The sequence below is a fragment of the Ruegeria sp. BG10 genome, assembly GCF_056538575.1.
In genome coordinates, this window is sequence record NZ_JBQFTI010000001.1 from 883,138 (window position 1) to 901,947 (window position 18,810).

Annotated in this window: 17 protein-coding genes; 12 read left to right on the plus strand and 5 right to left on the minus strand. The window is 59.6% G+C overall.

The features are described from left to right. The first annotated feature begins 121 nt into the window (after positions 1 to 121). Positions 122 to 1,219, plus strand: a complete 1,098-nt coding sequence (gene hppD / locus ACR0D8_RS04340) for a 4-hydroxyphenylpyruvate dioxygenase (RefSeq protein WP_480644832.1) — start codon at positions 122 to 124, stop codon at positions 1,217 to 1,219. Between the two features lie 59 nt (positions 1,220 to 1,278). On the opposite strand, the gene ACR0D8_RS04345 is transcribed toward hppD, so the two are convergent. Beyond that, a complete protein-coding gene (locus tag ACR0D8_RS04345) occupies positions 1,279 to 3,234 on the minus strand; it encodes a hypothetical protein (protein WP_480644834.1) in 1,956 nt (651 codons plus the stop codon). A 164-nt stretch (positions 3,235 to 3,398) separates the two neighbouring features. Here ACR0D8_RS04345 and ACR0D8_RS04350 point away from each other — a divergent pair, with 164 nt between their 5' ends. Continuing rightward, positions 3,399 to 4,094, plus strand: coding sequence for an SIMPL domain-containing protein (locus tag ACR0D8_RS04350; RefSeq protein WP_480644836.1), 696 nt, complete (start codon positions 3,399 to 3,401; stop codon positions 4,092 to 4,094). On the opposite strand, the gene ACR0D8_RS04355 is transcribed toward ACR0D8_RS04350, so the two are convergent. The 3 genes from ACR0D8_RS04355 to ACR0D8_RS04365 all read right to left on the minus strand — a co-directional run bounded on the left by ACR0D8_RS04355 (position 4,050) and on the right by ACR0D8_RS04365 (position 7,172). After that, positions 4,050 to 4,808, minus strand: a complete 759-nt coding sequence (locus ACR0D8_RS04355; RefSeq protein ID WP_480644838.1) for a GNAT family N-acetyltransferase — start codon at positions 4,806 to 4,808, stop codon at positions 4,050 to 4,052. The two genes, ACR0D8_RS04350 and ACR0D8_RS04355, sit on opposite strands and share 45 nt — an antisense overlap. A gap of 3 nt (positions 4,809 to 4,811) precedes the next feature. Then, positions 4,812 to 6,104, minus strand: coding sequence for an O-acetylhomoserine aminocarboxypropyltransferase/cysteine synthase family protein (locus ACR0D8_RS04360; RefSeq protein WP_475159847.1), 1,293 nt, complete (start codon positions 6,102 to 6,104; stop codon positions 4,812 to 4,814). 72 nt (positions 6,105 to 6,176) lie between these two features. Then, complete coding sequence (locus ACR0D8_RS04365) at positions 6,177 to 7,172, minus strand: hypothetical protein (RefSeq protein ID WP_480644840.1); 996 nt, start codon at positions 7,170 to 7,172, stop codon at positions 6,177 to 6,179. A 332-nt stretch (positions 7,173 to 7,504) separates the two neighbouring features. Here ACR0D8_RS04365 and ACR0D8_RS04370 point away from each other — a divergent pair, with 332 nt between their 5' ends. Genes ACR0D8_RS04370 through preA form a run of 3 tightly spaced genes read left to right on the plus strand, consistent with a single transcriptional unit; the run spans position 7,505 to position 11,045 of the window. After that, positions 7,505 to 8,839 (plus strand): NAD(P)-dependent oxidoreductase, encoded by a 1,335-nt coding sequence (locus ACR0D8_RS04370; protein ID WP_480644841.1) that lies wholly within the window; start codon positions 7,505 to 7,507, stop codon positions 8,837 to 8,839. A 46-nt stretch (positions 8,840 to 8,885) separates the two neighbouring features. Next, the gene (locus tag ACR0D8_RS04375) at positions 8,886 to 9,722 is read left to right on the plus strand and encodes a methyltransferase domain-containing protein (RefSeq protein WP_480644843.1); all 837 of its coding nucleotides are present in this window, start codon (positions 8,886 to 8,888) and stop codon (positions 9,720 to 9,722) included. An 18-nt stretch (positions 9,723 to 9,740) separates the two neighbouring features. Further along, a complete protein-coding gene (gene preA, locus ACR0D8_RS04380; RefSeq protein ID WP_480644844.1) occupies positions 9,741 to 11,045 on the plus strand; it encodes an NAD-dependent dihydropyrimidine dehydrogenase subunit PreA in 1,305 nt (434 codons plus the stop codon). Positions 11,046 to 11,079: 34 nt separating this feature from the next. Here preA and ACR0D8_RS04385 read toward each other — a convergent pair whose 3' ends face one another. Beyond that, positions 11,080 to 11,688 (minus strand): TetR family transcriptional regulator C-terminal domain-containing protein, encoded by a 609-nt coding sequence (locus tag ACR0D8_RS04385; RefSeq protein WP_480644845.1) that lies wholly within the window; start codon positions 11,686 to 11,688, stop codon positions 11,080 to 11,082. 171 nt (positions 11,689 to 11,859) lie between these two features. Here ACR0D8_RS04385 and ACR0D8_RS04390 point away from each other — a divergent pair, with 171 nt between their 5' ends. The 7 genes from ACR0D8_RS04390 (at position 11,860) to ACR0D8_RS04420 (ending at position 18,794) form a co-directional block, all read left to right on the plus strand. Continuing rightward, on the plus strand, positions 11,860 to 13,110 hold the full coding sequence (locus ACR0D8_RS04390) for a Zn-dependent hydrolase (protein ID WP_480644846.1): 1,251 nt from the start codon (positions 11,860 to 11,862) through the stop codon (positions 13,108 to 13,110). 92 nt (positions 13,111 to 13,202) lie between these two features. Further along, positions 13,203 to 14,657 carry a dihydropyrimidinase gene (hydA, locus tag ACR0D8_RS04395; RefSeq protein WP_475159864.1) on the plus strand — a complete coding sequence of 485 codons (1,455 nt, stop codon included), beginning with the start codon at positions 13,203 to 13,205 and terminating at the stop codon, positions 14,655 to 14,657. A gap of 11 nt (positions 14,658 to 14,668) precedes the next feature. Beyond that, on the plus strand, positions 14,669 to 15,169 hold the full coding sequence (locus ACR0D8_RS04400; protein WP_480644847.1) for a hypothetical protein: 501 nt from the start codon (positions 14,669 to 14,671) through the stop codon (positions 15,167 to 15,169). A gap of 11 nt (positions 15,170 to 15,180) precedes the next feature. Continuing rightward, the gene (locus ACR0D8_RS04405) at positions 15,181 to 15,978 is read left to right on the plus strand and encodes an ABC transporter ATP-binding protein (RefSeq protein WP_480644848.1); all 798 of its coding nucleotides are present in this window, start codon (positions 15,181 to 15,183) and stop codon (positions 15,976 to 15,978) included. Further along, the gene (locus ACR0D8_RS04410; RefSeq protein WP_480644849.1) at positions 15,971 to 16,903 is read left to right on the plus strand and encodes an ABC transporter permease; all 933 of its coding nucleotides are present in this window, start codon (positions 15,971 to 15,973) and stop codon (positions 16,901 to 16,903) included. The genes ACR0D8_RS04405 and ACR0D8_RS04410 overlap by 8 nt, the downstream gene beginning before the upstream one ends. Then, entirely contained in the window at positions 16,900 to 17,745 is an 846-nt protein-coding gene (locus tag ACR0D8_RS04415) for an ABC transporter permease (protein ID WP_475159875.1), read from the plus strand. Before ACR0D8_RS04410 ends, ACR0D8_RS04415 begins: the two co-directional genes overlap by 4 nt. 59 nt (positions 17,746 to 17,804) lie before the next feature. Further along, the gene (locus ACR0D8_RS04420) at positions 17,805 to 18,794 is read left to right on the plus strand and encodes an ABC transporter substrate-binding protein (RefSeq protein WP_475159877.1); all 990 of its coding nucleotides are present in this window, start codon (positions 17,805 to 17,807) and stop codon (positions 18,792 to 18,794) included. Positions 18,795 to 18,810 lie beyond the last annotated feature (16 nt).

The following is an 18,810-nucleotide window of genomic DNA, read 5'->3' on the forward strand; positions in this document are numbered from 1 at the left end:
CAAACGGTGCGGACTTTGCGCGTTTGGCGATAGTTTACACGAAAACTATGCGCAGAAACAGCGCTTGATAAGGCGTATTTTGGAATCAGCAAAGAAATTCCTGTTTTTAAGGAGACGCGCCATGGGTCCTTTCCCTCACAACGCACCGAAATCTGTCATCAGCAACGAAAACCCGGCCGGAACTGATGGTTTTGAGTTCGTAGAGTTCGCCCATCCCGAGCCGCAGGAGCTGCGGGATCTGTTCGCCAAGATGGGCTTTGAACTGGTCGGGCATCACAAAGACAAACCCGAAGTCGAGCTTTGGCAGCAGGGTGATGTCACCTACATTCTCAACGCTGATCCTGAAAGCTTTGCCGCCAAGTTCGTCGAAGAACACGGCCCCTGCGCGCCGGCTATGGGCTGGCGCGTGGTAGATGCGCAAAAAGCCTATGAGCATGCGGTGTCCAAGGGTGCCGAACCCTATGACGCGGACGACAAGACCATGGACGTCCCTGCGATCAAGGGGATTGGCGGGTCGCTGATTTATTTCATCGACCAGTATTACGACACTTCGCCCTACAACCAGGAATTCACCTGGACCAAGCAGTCCAAGCCGCGCGGTGACGGGTTCTATTATCTCGATCACCTGACGCACAACGTCTACAAGGGCAACATGGACAAGTGGTTCAAGTTCTACGGCGACCTGTTCAACTTCCGCGAAATCCGCTTTTTCGACATTCAGGGCAAGTTCACCGGTCTTTTCAGCCGCGCCCTGACATCGCCCTGCGGCCGCATCCGCATTCCGATCAACGAAGATCGCGGTGAAACCGGGCAGATCGTGTCCTACCTGAAAAAGTACAGGGGCGAAGGGATTCAGCATATCGCAGTGGGCAGCGAGGATATCTATTCCTCGACCGACGCGATTGCTGAAAAGGGTCTGAAGTTCATGCCCGGCCCGAACGAGGCCTATTACAATATGTCCACGGACCGGGTTGTTGACCACGAAGAGCCGCTGGACAAGATGATGAAACACGGCATCCTGATCGACGGCGAAGGTGTGCTGGACGGCGGCGAAACCAGAATCCTGCTGCAAATCTTCTCCAAAACCGTGATTGGGCCGATCTTTTTCGAGTTCATTCAACGCAAGGGCGACGACGGGTTCGGCGAAGGCAACTTTCAGGCGCTGTTCGAATCCATCGAGCGCGAGCAGATTGAAAGCGGTGAGATATCAACGGCTTGATATCGTTTCTTGATGTGAAGTGGGGCGGTCAGTGCTCTGGCCACCCCAAGTCAGTTTAATCAACTCCGTGGCATCTTCAGCGTCAGGTTCCGCCCGCGCTTTTGATACCGCAATTCGTTGTCGCTGATTGCGATGACCTGGCCGCCATCCAGCCTGTCCCCGACCTTCAGCTTTTTGTAGCGACCGCTGGGCAGACGCACCAATGCGCGCCGGTTGGCCGGCGTCCCGTAAACTCCGATCAGGTTCAGCTTACGCAGGTTAAGCGCGTTGTCGATTGTGGCCTGCCGCGCCACAGAGGTCGACGAGGGTATTTTGGGCGCCACCGTTTTCGGCTGGAATGAACCGGCCTCGACATCGGTTTGAGTGACGGCAGCGGTCGAGCCCAGATTTGCAGTTTGGGTTCCGGCCACCGGTGCCAACCCGGCTGGGCGCAGTTTCGGGCGCGGAACCCGCACAACAGCCAAAGCTGTTGGTGTTTCATCAATCTGGGGCTGCTCTTGCAGAGAAGCCGGTCGCAGCTTGGGCCGCAGGATTGCCAGTTCCGCGCGTGTCCGCCCACCCAGTTGCTGTCGTTCGAACCGTTCCTGAAGATCACCGGGTCGCGGTTTTGGCCGCAACTGTGCCAGCCGGTCAACGGGTTCCTCTTCAATCGGTTCCTGCTCGAACCGAACGGGGGTTGCCGGCGGCACTTTGGGAGGTTGCCCCAGAAACACGAAGATACCATCCGGGTTCAAGGTGCCTTCTGCGGACGGCGTGACCAGCCCGCGATCATCCAGCTCGAACCCGGTTCCGGCCACACGTGGCAACACGATCTGTTCGAACGGGTCGTCGGTGGCAAAGCTCTGCACCGGGGGCAGGGCAACAGCATCATGCGACAGGCTGGATTTGTCGATCGAGGTCAGAAACAACTCTTCGGGCTCATCCGCCACCGGGGCAGCCAGCGGTTCGGGCGATGTGATCCGGATACCCGGCTGCGGCTGGGGCGGTTGAGGGTCGGGGTCCCGAGCAATTTCTTCGACAGGGGTCGGCGCGATTTTCAGCGCCTCTAGAATTGCCGTATCCGTGGCCGACAGCTCTGGCGAGGGTTCGTTGGTCTCGTCCGGCAGGAGTGTCTCGGCCAGATCGGATTCCGCCTCCGGGTCCAATTCATCCGTTTGCAGCGCGGGTTCTTCGGGATCGGTCAGGGCAACCTGCGGGGCTTCAACGGTTTGCGGTTCGGGCAGGGCGGGCGTTTCCTCAACCTGCGGTGTGCTGGTTTCGGCAACGTCATCGGACTCCGGGCCGGTCAAGGCCCATGTGCCCAACACGGCCAATCCGACAAGCGCAGCCGCCGCCGCCGGTAGTGCATACTTCCTTGCGCCTATCCCCGAGGTGGGTTCCGGTGCATTTTTCAGGTCTGGCAGCGGAGCCGAGCGAAAGACGTCCGGGGGCGACGTGTCGGCTATGGAATGCACTGTCGGTTCGGGCTGCACAGGTTTGGGAGCGGGCTCAGGCGCCTTGTCCTCTGTCGGTTCGACGGTCGGTGCAACGGTTACGATGTTCCCGTCCGCCCCATCAAAAAACGGCTCAGCCGGAAACTCCTGACTGTCGGGCTTTGCGCTGAAGGAGACCGGAATAAACCCGTGTTCGGTTGCGAATGCGCACGCTTCGTCCAGCGTCTGCCGGGCAACTGCCGCAACATAGGTTGTGTTTCCGGCGGTCGTTGAGGCGAAGGACAGTTCTTCAACCGTGTAAGGCGTCGCGCCGGCCAGTTCGGTCTGAAGTTTTCGCGCGCTTTCCTCGGCGCTCAGACCATTGGCGTCTGCGGACAGAAACCGGACCTGATCCAGGGGAATCACGACCTTGCAGCTAAGATCGTTCTCAAGTGCAAAACCCTTGTCTCGCAGGGCCTGAATTTGCGCGTTCAGATCATCTGCATCCAGCGCAACTTTGCCAACACAGAACCAGTCATCATCCGATTGATGGTGCAAAGAAATCCCGGTGGCAGAAAAAGACAGCGCAAAGGCAGGTTTCATAATCCGGAAGAACCACAATTGTCAGCATCAATGCAAACGACATCTCGTCCGCAGCCAGACACTAAAGCAGGATCCCGCCGAGGGAAAGAAAAAGCCGGAGGTTCCCCTTGTCCCGCGGGTGCCGGTCACACCATGTTGGTCATACAGGATCTGGAGGGAAGACCTTGAAGAAAATCGCTTTTCTGGCTGCAATGCTGGCCATGACGGCCGCGGGCCTTGCCCATGCGGAAGAACGTCGCATCATGGTGGATGCGGCTGGTGTCGTACAGGCACTGCCCGATATGGCAACCATCACCTTGGGCGTAACCAACGAGGATGCGCAGGCGTCGGATGCAATGCAGGCGACGTCTGACGCAGTTGCGCAAATTCTGAAACGGCTCGACGAAATGGGGATCGAGGCGCGTGATGTTCAGACGCGGGATCTGTCGCTGTCGCCGGTTTGGTCAGGTCGCAACAGCGCCAGTGGCGACAGGCCCGAGATTTCCGGTTTCGTGGCCTCGAACCGGGTTTTGGTACGGGTGCGCGATCTGACGCTGTTGGGTACCATCATGGATGCCGTCATTCAGGATGGGGCCAACGATTTTGGTGGTCTGGCCTTTGGAGTGCAGGATCCGGCGCCGCTGCAGGCACAGGCCCGGGCCAAGGCGGTGGAAGAAGCCACAGCCAAGGCCAGACAGCTTGCCGAGGCCGCAGAGGTTACGCTGGGCCCGGTTCAGATCATCCGCGAGCAGGCAGGTGGAATCCGCCCCATGGCGCAGATGCGTGAGATGAACCTGGCGGACGCGGGCAGTGTGCCGGTTGCCGGTGGCGAAATCTCAGTCTCGGTCAACGTGACGATGGAATTCGGGATTGACGACTGACCCGGTGCCGGGATTGCGGGCCTTCAGCGATTGTCGCTGCTGGCCCGTCTGATCGAAATTGTCCGGTGACAGCCATGTTTCGAACGCCGCGCGGATGCGTGGCCACTCGCTGTCAAGGATCGAATACCAGGCGGTGTCCCGGTTCCGGCCCTTGTAGTGGGTCGCCTGCCTGAAGATCCCCTCGAAGGTGAAACCCAAACGCTCGGCGGCGCGCCGCGATGACGCATTCAGCGCGTCGCATTTCCATTCGTATCGGCGATATCCCAGCTCGTCAAAAACGCGACGCATCATCAGGAACATCGTCTCGGTTGATTGCGGGCTGCGCTGCAGCAGGGGTGAAAAGTGGATGTGACCCACTTCGATCGCCCCGGCCGCAGGTTCGATACGCAGAAAAGAGGCCATGCCAACCGGCGTTTCGTTGCGGTCAAGAACCGTGTGAAACATCGGATCGGCATCCATGCAGGTCGCCCGCGTCCATTCGACAAAGTCCTGTTCGGCGTCGAACGGCCCGTAGGGCAGGTAAGTCCAGTTGCGGCCGTCCGTGTCGTTGGCGAAGGCCCGGAACAATCCGGGCGCATGTCGGTTCACATCCAGCGGCGCGACGGTGCAATACTGACCCTCCATCGGCGTATAGGGCGGTGCCGGGCGGGGATAATCGCCCTTCACCGGCAGTCCGATCGGCTGCCCCAGTTCGTTTGTCTCGTGGCCGCTCATCTGTCAGGCGCTGGCCTTGGCAAGCGCCTGATCCAGATCGGCGATCAGATCGTTGGCGTCTTCGATGCCGATGGACACACGCACGACATTGGGGCTGGCTCCTGCGGCCTCCTGTTGTTCGGGTGTCAGTTGCCGGTGCGTGGTCGAGGCCGAATGGATGATCAGCGACCGTGCGTCGCCCAGGTTGGCCACGTGGCTGAAAATCTCCAGCGCATTGACCAGCTTGATGCAGGCGTCATAGCCCCCTTTGACCGCAAAGGTGAACAACGCCCCGGCACCTTTGGGGTACTGCGCCTTGACCCGGTCGTGATAGGGCGACGAGGGCAGGCCGGCATAGGTGACGTGATCCACGCGGTCGTCCGCCTCAAGCCAGGCAGCGATCTTTTGCGCGTTCTCGACGTGACGCTCCATTCGCAGGGACAGGGTTTCAATGCCCAGCAGCGTGTAATGCGCGGCCTGCGGGTTCATTGTCATGCCCAAATCGCGCAGGCCGATGGCGATGCCGTGAAAGGTGAAGGCCAGCGGGCCGAAGGTTTCGTGGAACTTCAGACCGTGATAGGCCGGTTCCGGTTCGCTGAGCGAGGGGAACTTGTCATTCGCCGACCAGTCGAACTTGCCCGAATCCACGATGCAGCCGCCGGTAACCGTACCGTTGCCGGTCAGGTACTTGGTGGTCGAATGCACCACCAGCGTCGCGCCATGTTCGATCGGGCGGCACAGGTAGGGCGTGGCCGAGGTGTTGTCGACGATCAGGGGAATGCCGGCTTCATCGGCAATATCGGCCAGGGCGCGGATGTCAGTGACGTAGCCGCCGGGGTTGGCGATCGATTCACAGAATACCGCGCGGGTGTTTTCGTCGATGGCGGCCTTCACCGCATCCAGATCGTCGGTATCCACAAACTTGGCCGACCAGCCGAACCGCTTGATGGTCTGGCTGAACTGCGTGACGGTGCCGCCATAGAGGCGGGTAGACGAAACGACGTTGCAACCCGGACCCATCAGCGGGAACAGCGCCATGATCTGGGCCGCATGGCCGGAAGAACAGCACACCGCGCCCACACCGCCTTCCAGCGTGGCGACACGTTCCTGCAGCACGGCCACGGTCGGGTTGGTCAGGCGGGAATAGATAAAGCCGACCTCTTGCAGATTGAACAGCGCCGCCGCGTGATCGGCATCGCGGAACACATAGGCGGTCGTCTGGTAGATCGGGGTCTGACGTGCACCGGTGGCCGGGTCGGGCCGCGCGCCCGCGTGAATTTGCAGCGTATCAAAACCGTAGGTTGGGCCGTCAGACATCTTGGAAATCTCCCCTTGGAATGTGCCTTGCAGAATCTCTAGGCGATTGAGGGCCTGCGCACAACAAAACTGTCAGCGCATCCACAGGCCCTTGCTTTTGATCGTCTTGCGAATGACCTGCTCGCGCTGCGGCAGGTCGTTGCGGTCGAACATATCGCGGATTTTGCGGCCCTTGCCCTGTATCACAAGTTTTTTGATCGGGTCATATCCCTTGAGGACCTTCTTGATCCTGTTCGGGGCCACTACGGTTTCAAGCACCTCGATCACGCGATCGCTTTCGCGGGCGTACAGCAGCGGAAACAGGCGGTAATGGCAACTGACAGAGCCGTCCAGCAGACCGGCGGGCAGGGCATCGCGGCGCCCGCCGAAGGAATGGATGACCAGAGGCAGCGCGACCTGATCCAGCCACGGGTCCAGGTTTTGGCCGGTCAATTCGGGGATATCCTCGTCCCGGATCGTGCGGGCATAGTCCAGAAAACGCTCTCCGAACCTGCGCGGGCAGGAATGGAAAAAATACCCGGCGTTGAAGTACAGGTAGCGCCGCCAGTAGTCTTTGGGCTGGCTGGTATCCAGCGCGCTGTCGAAATCCAGCCCGAAGCGGCGATAGAGCGCGCGCCAGATATCGTCGAAACCGGGGCCGTACAATGTGGGTTTGGGCCACGTCCCTTCCACCTTTGATGACGCGCCGGGCGTGTTGAAGTCAAAAGGCACGCCGGTCAGGTCGCCGGTAATCAGCGTGTCGCTGTCAAAAAACACAAAGGGCTCACCTTCCGGCATCGCCAGCAGGGCTTCGATCTTGTTGCCGTAAGGATAGCTGTCGCCGAAGACGAGGCTGTCAAAGGGCAGAATTTCGACGTCCAACTGGCGCAGGGCCTTCAGGACATCCTCGTCCCGGATGCTGGGGTCCTGCTGCCAGTTCGGCCCGGGCTGCGGCACTGCAACGAACAATCGCCCGCCGAAACCCGGCGAACTGTGACGCAGCGAGGCCGCGAACAGCAGCGCCTCGTATTGAAGCCGGTTGTTTTGCCCGATGACGACGATATTGAAATTCGGGGGGCTGGCCTGCATCGCGTGACTTTCGGGTATTGGGCCGTTGTCCGGCACTGCTTGGGGTCTGTCCGGCCTACAGTACGCAGGAGGGGGCGTCAAAACCAGACGTAACCAAGGGCCCATGAGCAAGTTTCGAGGCGGGGATTGGTCGGTTCGGTCAATGTCGGGGCGAGGGGATTTCCCGCTCAGAACAGATTTGTTGCCGGAAAATCAGGCAAAATCGTCTTGTATTCGGGGGGATTGGGCCGGATTTTGCTTTTTTTGACCATTTGGCAAATTTTACCAATTGATAAAAAATCAGATTGTGGCAAGCTGGATGCATAACAAACATATCTACAGGGAGTAGAGTGATGGCACAGGGCCAGATGGCACCCGGTATCGTATCCGGGCGGCTTTCCAGCGATGAGCTGACCTCGAATTTCGCGGATCTGCATCCGCCACTGGCCCCGCACGAGGCCGCAGTGGCAGCAGATCGGTGTTATTTTTGCTATGACGCGCCGTGTGTGGCGGCTTGTCCGACGGATATCGATATTCCGCTGTTCATGCGCCAGATTCAGGCCGGACAGCCCGAAGCCGCGGGTGAGACCATTCTGGCGCAGAACATTCTGGGCGGAATGTGCGCCCGCGTTTGTCCGACCGAGACTTTGTGCGAAGAAGCCTGCGTGCGCGAGACCGCCGAAGGTGCGCCCGTCGAAATCGGGCGTCTGCAACGCTATGCGACCGACAGTGTGATGGCTCACGGCGAACATCCGTTTGAACGGGCCGCGCCCACGGGCAAAACCGTTGCCGTGATCGGGGCCGGGCCGGCGGGTCTGGCCTGTGCGCACCGTCTGGCGATGCTGGGTCATGATGTGGTGATCCATGAAAGCCGGCCAAAACCGGGCGGGCTGAACGAATATGGGATCGCCGCCTATAAATCGACCAATGATTTTGCCCAGGCCGAGGTCGACTGGCTGCTGCAGATCGGCGGCATCACGATTGAGACCGGATCGGTTCTGGGTGAGAGCGTCTCGCTGGACGGGCTGGTTGAGAATTACGATGCGGTCTTCCTGTCCATCGGTCTGACCGGAGTGAACGCCCTGCGCGCGCAGGGGGCCGATCTGGAAGGCGTCCGCCATGCGGTCAATTTCATCTCGGATGTCCGGCAAGCCTCTGATCTTGCGAACCTGCCTGTCGGCCGCAACGTGGTCGTCATCGGGGGCGGGATGACCGCCGTGGATGCAGCGGTAAAGTCCAAGTTGCTGGGTGCCGAGCATGTCACCATTGCCTATCGCCGTGGCCGCGACGCCATGGGGGCCAGCCGATACGAGCAGGATTTGGCATCCTCGCACGGTGTCAAGATCATGACGAATGTGCAGCCCGTTGCCGTGCACGGGAACGGCGCAGCCGCAGAGATCGAGTTGGAATATACGTCCAGTCAGGGCGGTCAGCTTTCGGGAACCGGAGAAAAGGTGCGTTTGCCCGCCGATCAGGTCCTCAAGGCGATTGGCCAGACGCTGGATGGCGCACCGGAAGGCCTTGCGCTGGATGGCAACAAGATCGCGGTGGACGGCACCGGGCGCACTTCGGTGGCTGGGGTCTGGGCCGGGGGCGATTGCGCGGCGGGGGGTGAAGACCTGACCGTGACTGCAGTGGCCGAAGGCCGGGATGCGGCGATGGACATCCACGCAACGCTTGTTTCGTGATAGGATGAGGCATTCAGCCCATCTCTGTCGCTGCTGAGGTATTCTTATGTCCCAGATCGAACAAGCCATTGCGCAACATTATACAACCGGTGCCCTTACTGAACGCGTTCGTGAGGCTCTTAAGGCCAGTGGCGTTGACCCCAACGCTGCTACGGTTGCCGACCTCAAGGCCGGTGATGAGTTCCACACCGGCGGTGTTCTTGCGACGGACCACCTGTTTGCCCAGCTTGCGCCAACCCACGCGACGCGCGTGCTGGACGTCGGTTGCGGCATCGGGGGCACGTCCCGGTACATCGTGGACCGCTACGACTCGACGGTAACCGGGGTCGATCTGACGCCGGAATTCGTCGAGACTGCAACCGAGTTGAGCGCTCTTGTCGGGCATTCCGACAAGGCGCGGTTTGCGGTCGGCAGCGCGCTGGACATGCCGGTGCCGGATGCCGGTTTCGATCTTGCCGTCATGCTGCATGTCGGGATGAACATTGCGGATAAGCACGCGCTTTTTGCGGAAGTTTCGCGAACGCTTGCCTGGGATGGAACCTTTGCCCTGTTTGATGTGATGGGCGGGGACGTGGACGAGCCACTGGCTTTCCCGCTACCCTGGTCAACCGTTGCCGAAACATCCTTTGTTGACGCGCCGGAGATCTACAAGGACGCGGCCACTGCGGCCGGTCTGGAACTGGTCGCCGAGGCAGACCGGACAGAGTTTGCGCTGACATTCTTCGAAGAGGTTTTTGCGCGCATCGCCGAAAGCGGCCCGCCGCCTTTGGGCATCCACCTGATGATGGGCGAGACGGCGCCCGAGAAGTTTCAGAACTACGTCACAAACCTCAAGGCCGGGCGCATTCGTCCGACCGAAATGATATTCAAGAAAACCGGCTGAGCCGGGAAGGGAGAAGCCATGGCCAACCTGACAACTGATTTTCTGGGCATTTCCAGCCCCAACCCCTATTGGCTGGCCTCGGCGCCACCCACGGACAAGGAATACAACGTCCGCCGCGCCTTCGAGGCCGGATGGGGCGGCGTCGTCTGGAAGACGCTTGGGTCCGAAGGCCCTCCGGTCGTGAACGTGAACGGCCCTCGCTATGGCGCGATTTACGGCGCGGATCGGCGCTTGCTGGGCTTGAACAACATCGAACTGATCACCGACCGGCCCTTGGAGGTGAACCTTGAGGAAATGGCGCGCGTCAAAGCCGACTACCCGGACCGCGCGCTGATCGCCTCGATCATGGTGCCGTGCGAGGAGGAGGCGTGGAAAGCCATCCTGCCGCGCGTGTCTGAGTCCGGGGCGGACGGGATTGAGCTGAACTTCGGCTGCCCGCACGGGATGAGCGAGCGCGGCATGGGCTCGGCCGTGGGGCAGGTGCCGGAATATATCGAGATGGTGACCCGTTGGTGCAAGAAATACTATGACCGTCCGGTCATCGTAAAGCTGACGCCGAATATCACCGATATCCGCAAGCCTGCCGAAGCCGCCAGGAACGGTGGCGCGGATGCTGTGTCGCTGATCAACACGATCAACTCGATCACCAGCGTCAATCTGGACACATTTAGCCCGGAACCGTCGATTGACGGCAAAGGCAGCCACGGCGGCTATTGCGGCCCTGCGGTGAAGCCTATCGCGCTGTCGATGGTGTCCGAAATTTCACGCGCACAGGCCACGCACGGTCTGCCGATTTCGGGCATCGGCGGCGTGACGACGTGGCGCGATGCGGCGGAATTCATGGCGTTGGGATGCGGCAACGTTCAGGTCTGCACCGCGGCGATGACTTATGGGTTCAAGATCATCGATGAACTGACCGCTGGTCTATCCAAGTGGATGGATGAAAAAGGCTATAAGGACGTCTCGGAAATCGTGGGCCTTGCGGTGCCGAACGTGACGGACTGGCAGTATCTGAACCTGAACTACGTGGCCAAGGCCAAGATCGATCAGGATCAGTGCATCAAGTGCGGCCGCTGCTATGCCGCCTGCGAAGACACCAGCCACCAGGCGATTTCAATGTCTGATGACCGCGTGTTCGAGGTCATCGATGACGAATGCGTCGCCTGTAACCTCTGTGTGGATGTCTGCCCAGTCGAAGGGTGTATTTCGATGGTGCCGATGGCGGCCGGAGAGGTTGATCCGCGCACCGGACTGGAAGTGCAACCAGACTATGCCAACTGGACGACACACCCGAACAATCCGATGGCGAAAGCCGCGGAATAACGAAAGTAAAAGGGGCCGGTTTTCGGCCCCTTCTTCATGGTGTCAGCAGTTTGCGATACAGCGTGTCCATGAACGGCTCGGCCCCTTCAAACGGGTCTTCCTCGCTCAGAATCGCACGGACCTGAACATCGAAATCGGCGTAATGCTGGGTCAATGCCCAGATCGAGAAAATCAGGTGATACGGGTGCAGCCGCGCGATTTTCCCCTGGTCCATCCAACCCGTCAGAATCGCCGTCTTTTCATCGACCAATACCCGAAGATCATTGGATAGGGCATCGTGAATGCGGGGCGCGCCCTGAACCAGTTCATTGGCGAACAGACGGCTTTCGCGCGGTAACTCGCGGCTCATCTGCAGCTTGCGCCGGATATAGGCGAGAATTTCCTCCATCGGGTCACCGTCGGCGTCCAGATCGTGCAAGGGGGCCAGCCACGATTCCAGCAGCCCGGACAGCAACGCGGTGTGAATCGCCTCTTTCGACGGGAAATAATACAGCAGATTCGGTTTGCTCAGCCCCGCTTCGGTCGCGATCTGATCCACGGTTGCGCCGCGAAACCCGTGGGCGGAAAACACGTTCAGTGCGGCCTCAAGGATTGCGGCCCGGTTCTTTTTCTGAATTCTGGTTGGTGCGCGGTCTTTGGGCATACGTTCAGGCTGTCTCTTTTTCCGGCAAGCAGGTGCCGATATTGCCAAAAATTCCGACGGCCTCCTGCAATTTCTTGACTGATGTCGAACCCGTGATAGCGTGAGTTTGACCATATGGTCAAATCAAGACACCAAAAGCGAGCCAAATCGCAAGCAACAGGGGAAAACAAGATGGCAGCTCCGGCGCAGAACCTCAGGATCAATGGCGACAGACTTTGGGACAGCCTGATGGAGATGGCCAAAATCGGCCCCGGTGCTGCGGGCGGCAACAATCGCCAGACGCTGACGGATGAAGACGCCGAAGGGCGCGCCCTGTTCCAGAAATGGTGCGAGGATGCGGGCTGTACCATGGGGCTGGATCAGATGGGGAACATGTTTGCCCGGCGCGACGGCACCGACCCCGAGGCTTTGCCTGTCTATGTGGGATCGCATCTGGATACGCAGCCCACCGGCGGAAAGTATGACGGGGTTCTGGGCGTGCTTGGGGGGCTGGAGATCATCCGGACGCTGAACGATCTGGGCATCAAGACCAGGCACCCCATCGTGGCGACCAACTGGACCAATGAAGAGGGGACACGCTATGCCCCGGCGATGTTGTCTTCGGGCGTATTCGCGGGGATGCATACGCAGGGCTGGGCCTATGACCGTGAGGATGCCGAGGGCAAGAAATTCGGGGATGAACTGAAACGCATCGGCTGGCGCGGCGATGAAGAGGTCGGCGCGCGCAAGATGCATGCATTTTTCGAGTTGCACATTGAACAGGGGCCGATCCTTGAGGCGGAGGAAAAGGATATCGGCGTCGTCACGCACGGGCAGGGGTTGAGCTGGACGCAGGTCACCGTGACCGGAAAAGACGCTCATACCGGTTCCACCCCGATGCCGATGCGCAAGAATGCCGGGCTGGCAATGGCGCGTATTCTTGAAAAGGTTGACGAGATCGCATGGTCGCACGCGCCGCACGCCGTTGGCGCAGCGGGACATATCGATGTCTTTCCGAACTCGCGCAACGTGATCCCCGGCAAGGTCGTTTTCACGGTCGATTTCCGTTCGCCCGAACTGGACGTCATCACCGATATGGAAAACCGTCTGCGTGTTGCGGCAGAAGATATCGTTGAGGAAATGGGCTTGCAGGTTGAGTTCGAGAAGGTTGGTGGTTTCGATCCGGTGAAATTCGACGAGGGCTGCGTTGCAGCTGTCCGTGATGCGGCCGAGCGTCTGGGATATTCGCACACGAATATCATCTCGGGTGCAGGGCACGATGCGTGCTGGATCAACCGTGTGGCCCCAACGGCGATGGTGATGTGCCCCTGCGTGGGCGGGCTGAGCCATAATGAGGCCGAAGAGATCAGCAAGGAATGGGCCGCGGCCGGGGCGGATGTTTTGTTTCATGCGGTCGTCGAGACGGCGGAAATCGTGGAATAGGGGGCTCAGCCCCCGTCGCCCATGGGGCGACTCCCCCGAGGTTTTTTTGGCCAGATGAAGCAAGCGGCGCAGACCGCATCAGGGAGTTTAAAATGAGTACTGTTATCAAGAACGGAACCGTTGTGACCGCCGACTTGTCCTACAAGGCGGATGTGCGGGTCGAAGACGGTGTGATCACTGAAATCGGAATGGACCTGAGGGGCGACAAAGAGCTGGATGCGACCGGCTGTTTTGTCATGCCGGGCGGGATCGACCCGCATACGCATCTGGAGATGCCTTTCATGGGAACCTATTCCAGCGATGACTTTGAAAGCGGGACACGCGCGGCGCTGGCGGGTGGCACGACGATGGTCGTGGATTTCGCGCTGCCCAATCCGGGTGAAAGCCTGCTGGACGCGCTGAAGCGCTGGGACAACAAGTCAACCCGTGCGAATTGCGACTATTCGTTCCACATGGCGGTTACCTGGTGGGGCGAGCAGGTGTTCGATGACATCAAGACCGTCATCGAGACGCGCGGGATCAACACGTTCAAGCATTTCATGGCCTACAAGGGCGCGCTGATGGTGAATGACGACGAGTTGTTCGCCTCGTTCAAGCGTTTGGCCGAGTTGGGTGGCATCGCCATGGTGCATGCCGAGAATGGCGATGTGGTGGCTGAGCTCAGCGCCAAGCTGCTGGCCGAGGGCAACACCGGACCCGAAGCGCATGCCTATTCCCGTCCGCCGCAGGTTGAGGGTGAGGCCACCAACCGGGCGATCATGATCGCGGACATGGCGGGTGTGCCGCTGTACGTGGTGCATACGTCCTGTGAAGAGGCGCATGAAGCCATTCGCCGGGCAAAGATGAATGGCAAGCGGGTGTGGGGGGAGCCCCTGATCCAGCATCTGACCCTGGATGAGAGCGAGTATTTCCATCAGGATTGGGACCATGCTGCGCGCAGGGTGATGAGCCCGCCGTTCCGGAACAAGCAGCATCAGGACAGTCTGTGGAACGGTCTGCATTCCGGCACGCTGAGCGTTGTCGCCACTGACCACTGCGCATTCACGACCGAGCAGAAGCGTTATGGCGTCGGTGACTTTACCAAGATCCCCAACGGGACCGGCGGACTGGAAGACCGGATGCCGATGCTGTGGACGCATGGGGTGAATACCGGGCGTTTGACGATGAACGAATTCGTGGCGGTCACTTCAACAAACATCGCTAAGATTATGAATTGTTATCCGAAAAAGGGCGCGATACTTGTTGGCGCGGATGCGGATATCGTTGTGTGGGACCCTGAAAAAACCAAGACGATCAGTGCTGATACCCAGCAATCCTCGATCGACTACAATGTGTTTGAAGGCAAGGAGGTCAAGGGCCTGCCGCGCTTTACCCTGACCCGTGGGCACGTGGCCGTGCATGACGGGGAAATCCGCACTCAGGAAGGGCACGGCGATTTCGTTGCGCGCGAGCCGAACGGTCACGTGAACAAGGCTTTGAGCACCTGGAAAGAGTTGACGGCACCGCGGCCGGTTGAGCGGACTGGGATTCCGGCGACGGGGGTTTGATGGATTGGGCGATGACCCTTGACGTTCGACCTGTGACGTCGCCGTGGAAGCTGGCAAAACGCCTCTCTCTTGCGGTTTTTGTCAGTTGTTTCGTGTACAACGCTGTTCCCTGGACGATCACTTACCTCGAACTGTTTGGAGCCGGGTGCGAATTTTTCTGCCCGCAATCTGTAAGCGAATTGATTGCTGCAATCGGGGGTTGGGGACTCTTCGCGAGCGCTCTGGCGGTTCCGGCGGCGGCAATCGTCATGACGCCGCTCATAATGCTGGCCTTTGACATACTGCACGCTCAAATGCAGGAAACACCTGCCTTTTTGCTTGCAATTCTCACGTCGGTTTTGGTCGTCCTGTGTATCGGTTCATTTCTGATTGTCGGCGCAAATGGTGTTCCCGTGTCAATGAAGCCGCTGATTGCATTGTCCCCGGTCGTGTTCTCTATCTTGGGAATAACATTTGGCGTGGCACTTGCTTTGCTCGCCATCGAAAAGACGCTGAAACAGCGGAAGAAATAGGAAGTGTGAAAGTGACTACAAATTCAGCGCAGCAGTCCTGTGTTATCGAAGCTGCTCATCTCGATCTCACCTTCCAGACCAATGATGGGCCGATCCATGCGCTTAAGGATGTGAACCTGACAGTCGACAAGGGCGACTTCGTCAGTTTCATTGGCCCTTCTGGTTGCGGCAAAACCACATTTCTGCGCTGTATCGCGGCGCTTGAGACCCCGACCGGGGGGCAGCTCACCGTGAACGGCATGACCCCGGATGAGGCGCGGCGGAATCGGGCTTATGGGTACGTGTTTCAGGCGGCGGGGTTATATCCGTGGCGCACCATTGCGAAGAACATCAAATTACCGCTTGAGATCATGGGGTATTCCGCGGCTGAACAGGATGAGCGCGTAAAGAACGTCCTGGAACTGGTTGATCTGGAAGGGTTTGGCGGGAAGTTTCCCTGGCAGTTGTCTGGCGGCATGCAGCAGCGGGCCAGTATCGCGCGGGCGCTGGCTTTTGATGCGGATATCCTGCTGATGGACGAGCCCTTCGGCGCGTTGGACGAGATTGTGCGCGATCACCTGAACGAACAGCTTCTGGCGCTGTGGGCGCGGACGGAAAAGACCATCGGTTTCGTAACCCATTCGATCCCCGAGGCGGTGTATCTCAGCACCAAGATCGTGGTGATGAGCCCGCGGCCAGGGAGAATTACGGATGTGATCGACAGCCCGCTGCCGAAAGAAAGGCCGCTGGACATTCGCGACACGCCCGAGTTCATCGAAGTCGCCCATCGCGTGCGGGAAGGTTTAAGAGCGGGGCATTCGGATGACTAACGCAGGGTTCAGGGCCCTCTGGGCCGTATTGACGGTTTTGCTGGTCATTGGCGTGTTCTGGTACGCCGCCTGTGTTCCGATGAATATCAAGGGCGTTCTGACCGAGCAGGAGCGCGCGGGCGCAGAGGTGCAGCCGCCATCGGCAGCAGATCGCCGGGATATGTCGGAAATTGGACTGGTGCTGAAAAACAGCTTTGCCATCCCGGCCACCTGGTCACAGGACCGGCCCCGATTACCGGCGCCGCATCAGGTCGCCACCGAGATGTGGGAGACCACGGTTCAAAAGAAAATCACCTCGAAACGATCCCTGATCTATCATGGCTGGGTCACCCTCAGCGCGACGATGCTGGGCTTTGCCATCGGCACCGGGCTGGGCATTTTGCTGGCGGTCGGGATCGTGCATAGCCGGGTCATGGACCTGTCGGTCATGCCCTGGGCCATTGTCAGCCAGACCATTCCAATCATTGCGCTGGCGCCGATGATCATCGTGGTGCTGTACTCGGTCGGTATTCAGGGGATCATCCCCAAGGCCGTCATCTCGGCTTACCTGAGCTTTTTCCCGGTGGTTGTTGGCATGGTCAAGGGGCTGCGCAGCCCGGACGCCATGCAACTGGATCTGCTGCGCACCTACAATGCCAGCCGCGCGCAGGGCTTCTGGAAGCTGCGTTTGCCGGCGTCCATGCCGTATCTCTTCACCTCACTCAAGATCGGCATCGCGGCGTCTTTGGTCGGGGCCATTGTTGGTGAATTGCCGACAGGTGCGGTGGCGGGTCTGGGCGCACGTCTGCTGGCTGGCAGCTATTACGGACAGACCGTTCAGATCTGGTCGGCCCTGTTCGCGGCGGCCATACTCGCGGCTTGTCTGGTCGGACTGCTGGGGCTGATCGAACGCACGGTGCTGAAACGGATGGGGATGGCGCAATGATTGCAATTCTTGGCGCTGTTGGTGTTTGGCTGTTGGGCTGGTGGCTGAACAGCCGTCTGGCGAGCGGGCCTTATGCTGACACCCGCTTAGTGGGGTTTCTGGCCCCGCTGATCTTTGGCCTGACCGTCATTGGCATCTGGGAGTTGGTGGTGCGGGGCCTGGATGTGCCTCTGGTCATCCTGCCGGCGCCGTCGGTCATCTGGGACCGTTTTTGGGACAGTCTGCCTGTTTTGTGGGCGGATTTCGTGCAAACCATTATCAAAGGCGCGCTGAGCGGTTATGTCATCGGCTGCGGTGCAGCCTTCCTGATGGCGATTGCCGTCGACCGGTGGGATTTCCTGCGTCTTGGTCTGCTGCCGGTTGGAAATTTCGTGGCGGCCCTGCCCATCGTGGGTACCGCGCCCATTCTGGTGATGTGGTTCGGGTTCGACTGGCACTCCAAAGCGGCCGTGGTCGTGGTGATGGTGTTCTTTCCGATGCTGGTTAACACGGTCGCAGGGCTGCGCGAGGCAACAGCCATGCAGCGCGACCTGATGGAGACTTATGCGGCGACCTATTGGCAAAGCTTTCTGAAGCTGCGCCTGCCTGCCGCAATGCCCTTTATTTTCAACGGGCTAAAGATTTCTACGACTCTGGCGCTGATCGGCGCTATCGTGGCCGAGTTCTTTGGCTCACCCACGCTGGGCATGGGGTTCCGGATTTCGACCAGCGTCGGGCAACTGTCGCTGGATATGGTCTGGGCTGAAATCGTCGTGGCGGCCCTGGCCGGAACAGCATTTTATGGCCTTGTGGCCGGGATCGAAAAGGCGGTGACATTCTGGCACCCGTCGCAACGCGGATAACAAAAGGAATTCAACAGACCCCGAAAACGGGGCATCAACAGCAACTAGGAGACATGAAGATGAATAAGCTTTTCAGCGGCGCGGTCGCCGCCTTTAGCCTGGCAGCCAGTGCGGCGCTTGCGGCGGATGAGGTGACGTTGCAGCTCAAGTGGGTCACACAGGCGCAGTTCGCAGGCTATTATGTGGCCAAGGACAAGGGGTTCTACGAGGAAGAGGGGCTGGACGTCACCATTCTGCCCGGTGGACCGGACATCGCGCCGACACAGGTGATCGCGGGCGGCGGGGCCGACGTGACCGTGGAGTGGATGCCGGCCGCTCTGGCCGCGCGGGAAAAGGGCCTGCCGCTGGTCAATATCGCGCAGCCTTTCAAGAGCTCGGGCATGATGCTGACCTGCTGGAAGGATGCGGGAATTGGTTCACCCGAAGACCTCAAGAACCGCACTCTGGGCGTCTGGTTCTTTGGCAATGAATTCCCCTTCATGAGCTGGATGAGCCAGTTGGGCATCGACACCGGTGGCAAAAGTGAGAATGGCGTCGAAGTCTTGAAACAGGGTTTCAACGTCGATCCGCTGTTGCAGCGTCAGGCCGATTGCATCAGCACCATGACCTATAACGAATACTGGCAGGTCATCGACGCTGGCGTCAGCCCGGATGAGCTGGTGACCTTCAAATACGAAGATCAGGGCGTCGCCACGCTTGAGGACGGTCTTTACGTTCTGGAAGAAAACCTCGGCGACGCGGCCTTTGTAGATAAGATGGAACGCTTTGTGCGTGCGTCCATGAAAGGCTGGAAATATGCCGAGGAAAACCCGGATGAGGCTGCCGACATCGTTCTGGAAAACGACGCAACCGGCGCCCAGACAGAAGAGCATCAAAAGCGGATGATGGGTGAAATCGCAAAGCTGACCGCAGGGTCGAACGGCGCGCTGGATCCGGCCGATTTTGAACGCACCGTGGGCACATTGCTGGCCGGAGGTTCCGATCCGGTGATCACCAAGCAGCCCGATGGCGCCTGGACCCATCAGATCACGGATGCGGCCCTGAACTGAACCAGTTCAAACAAAA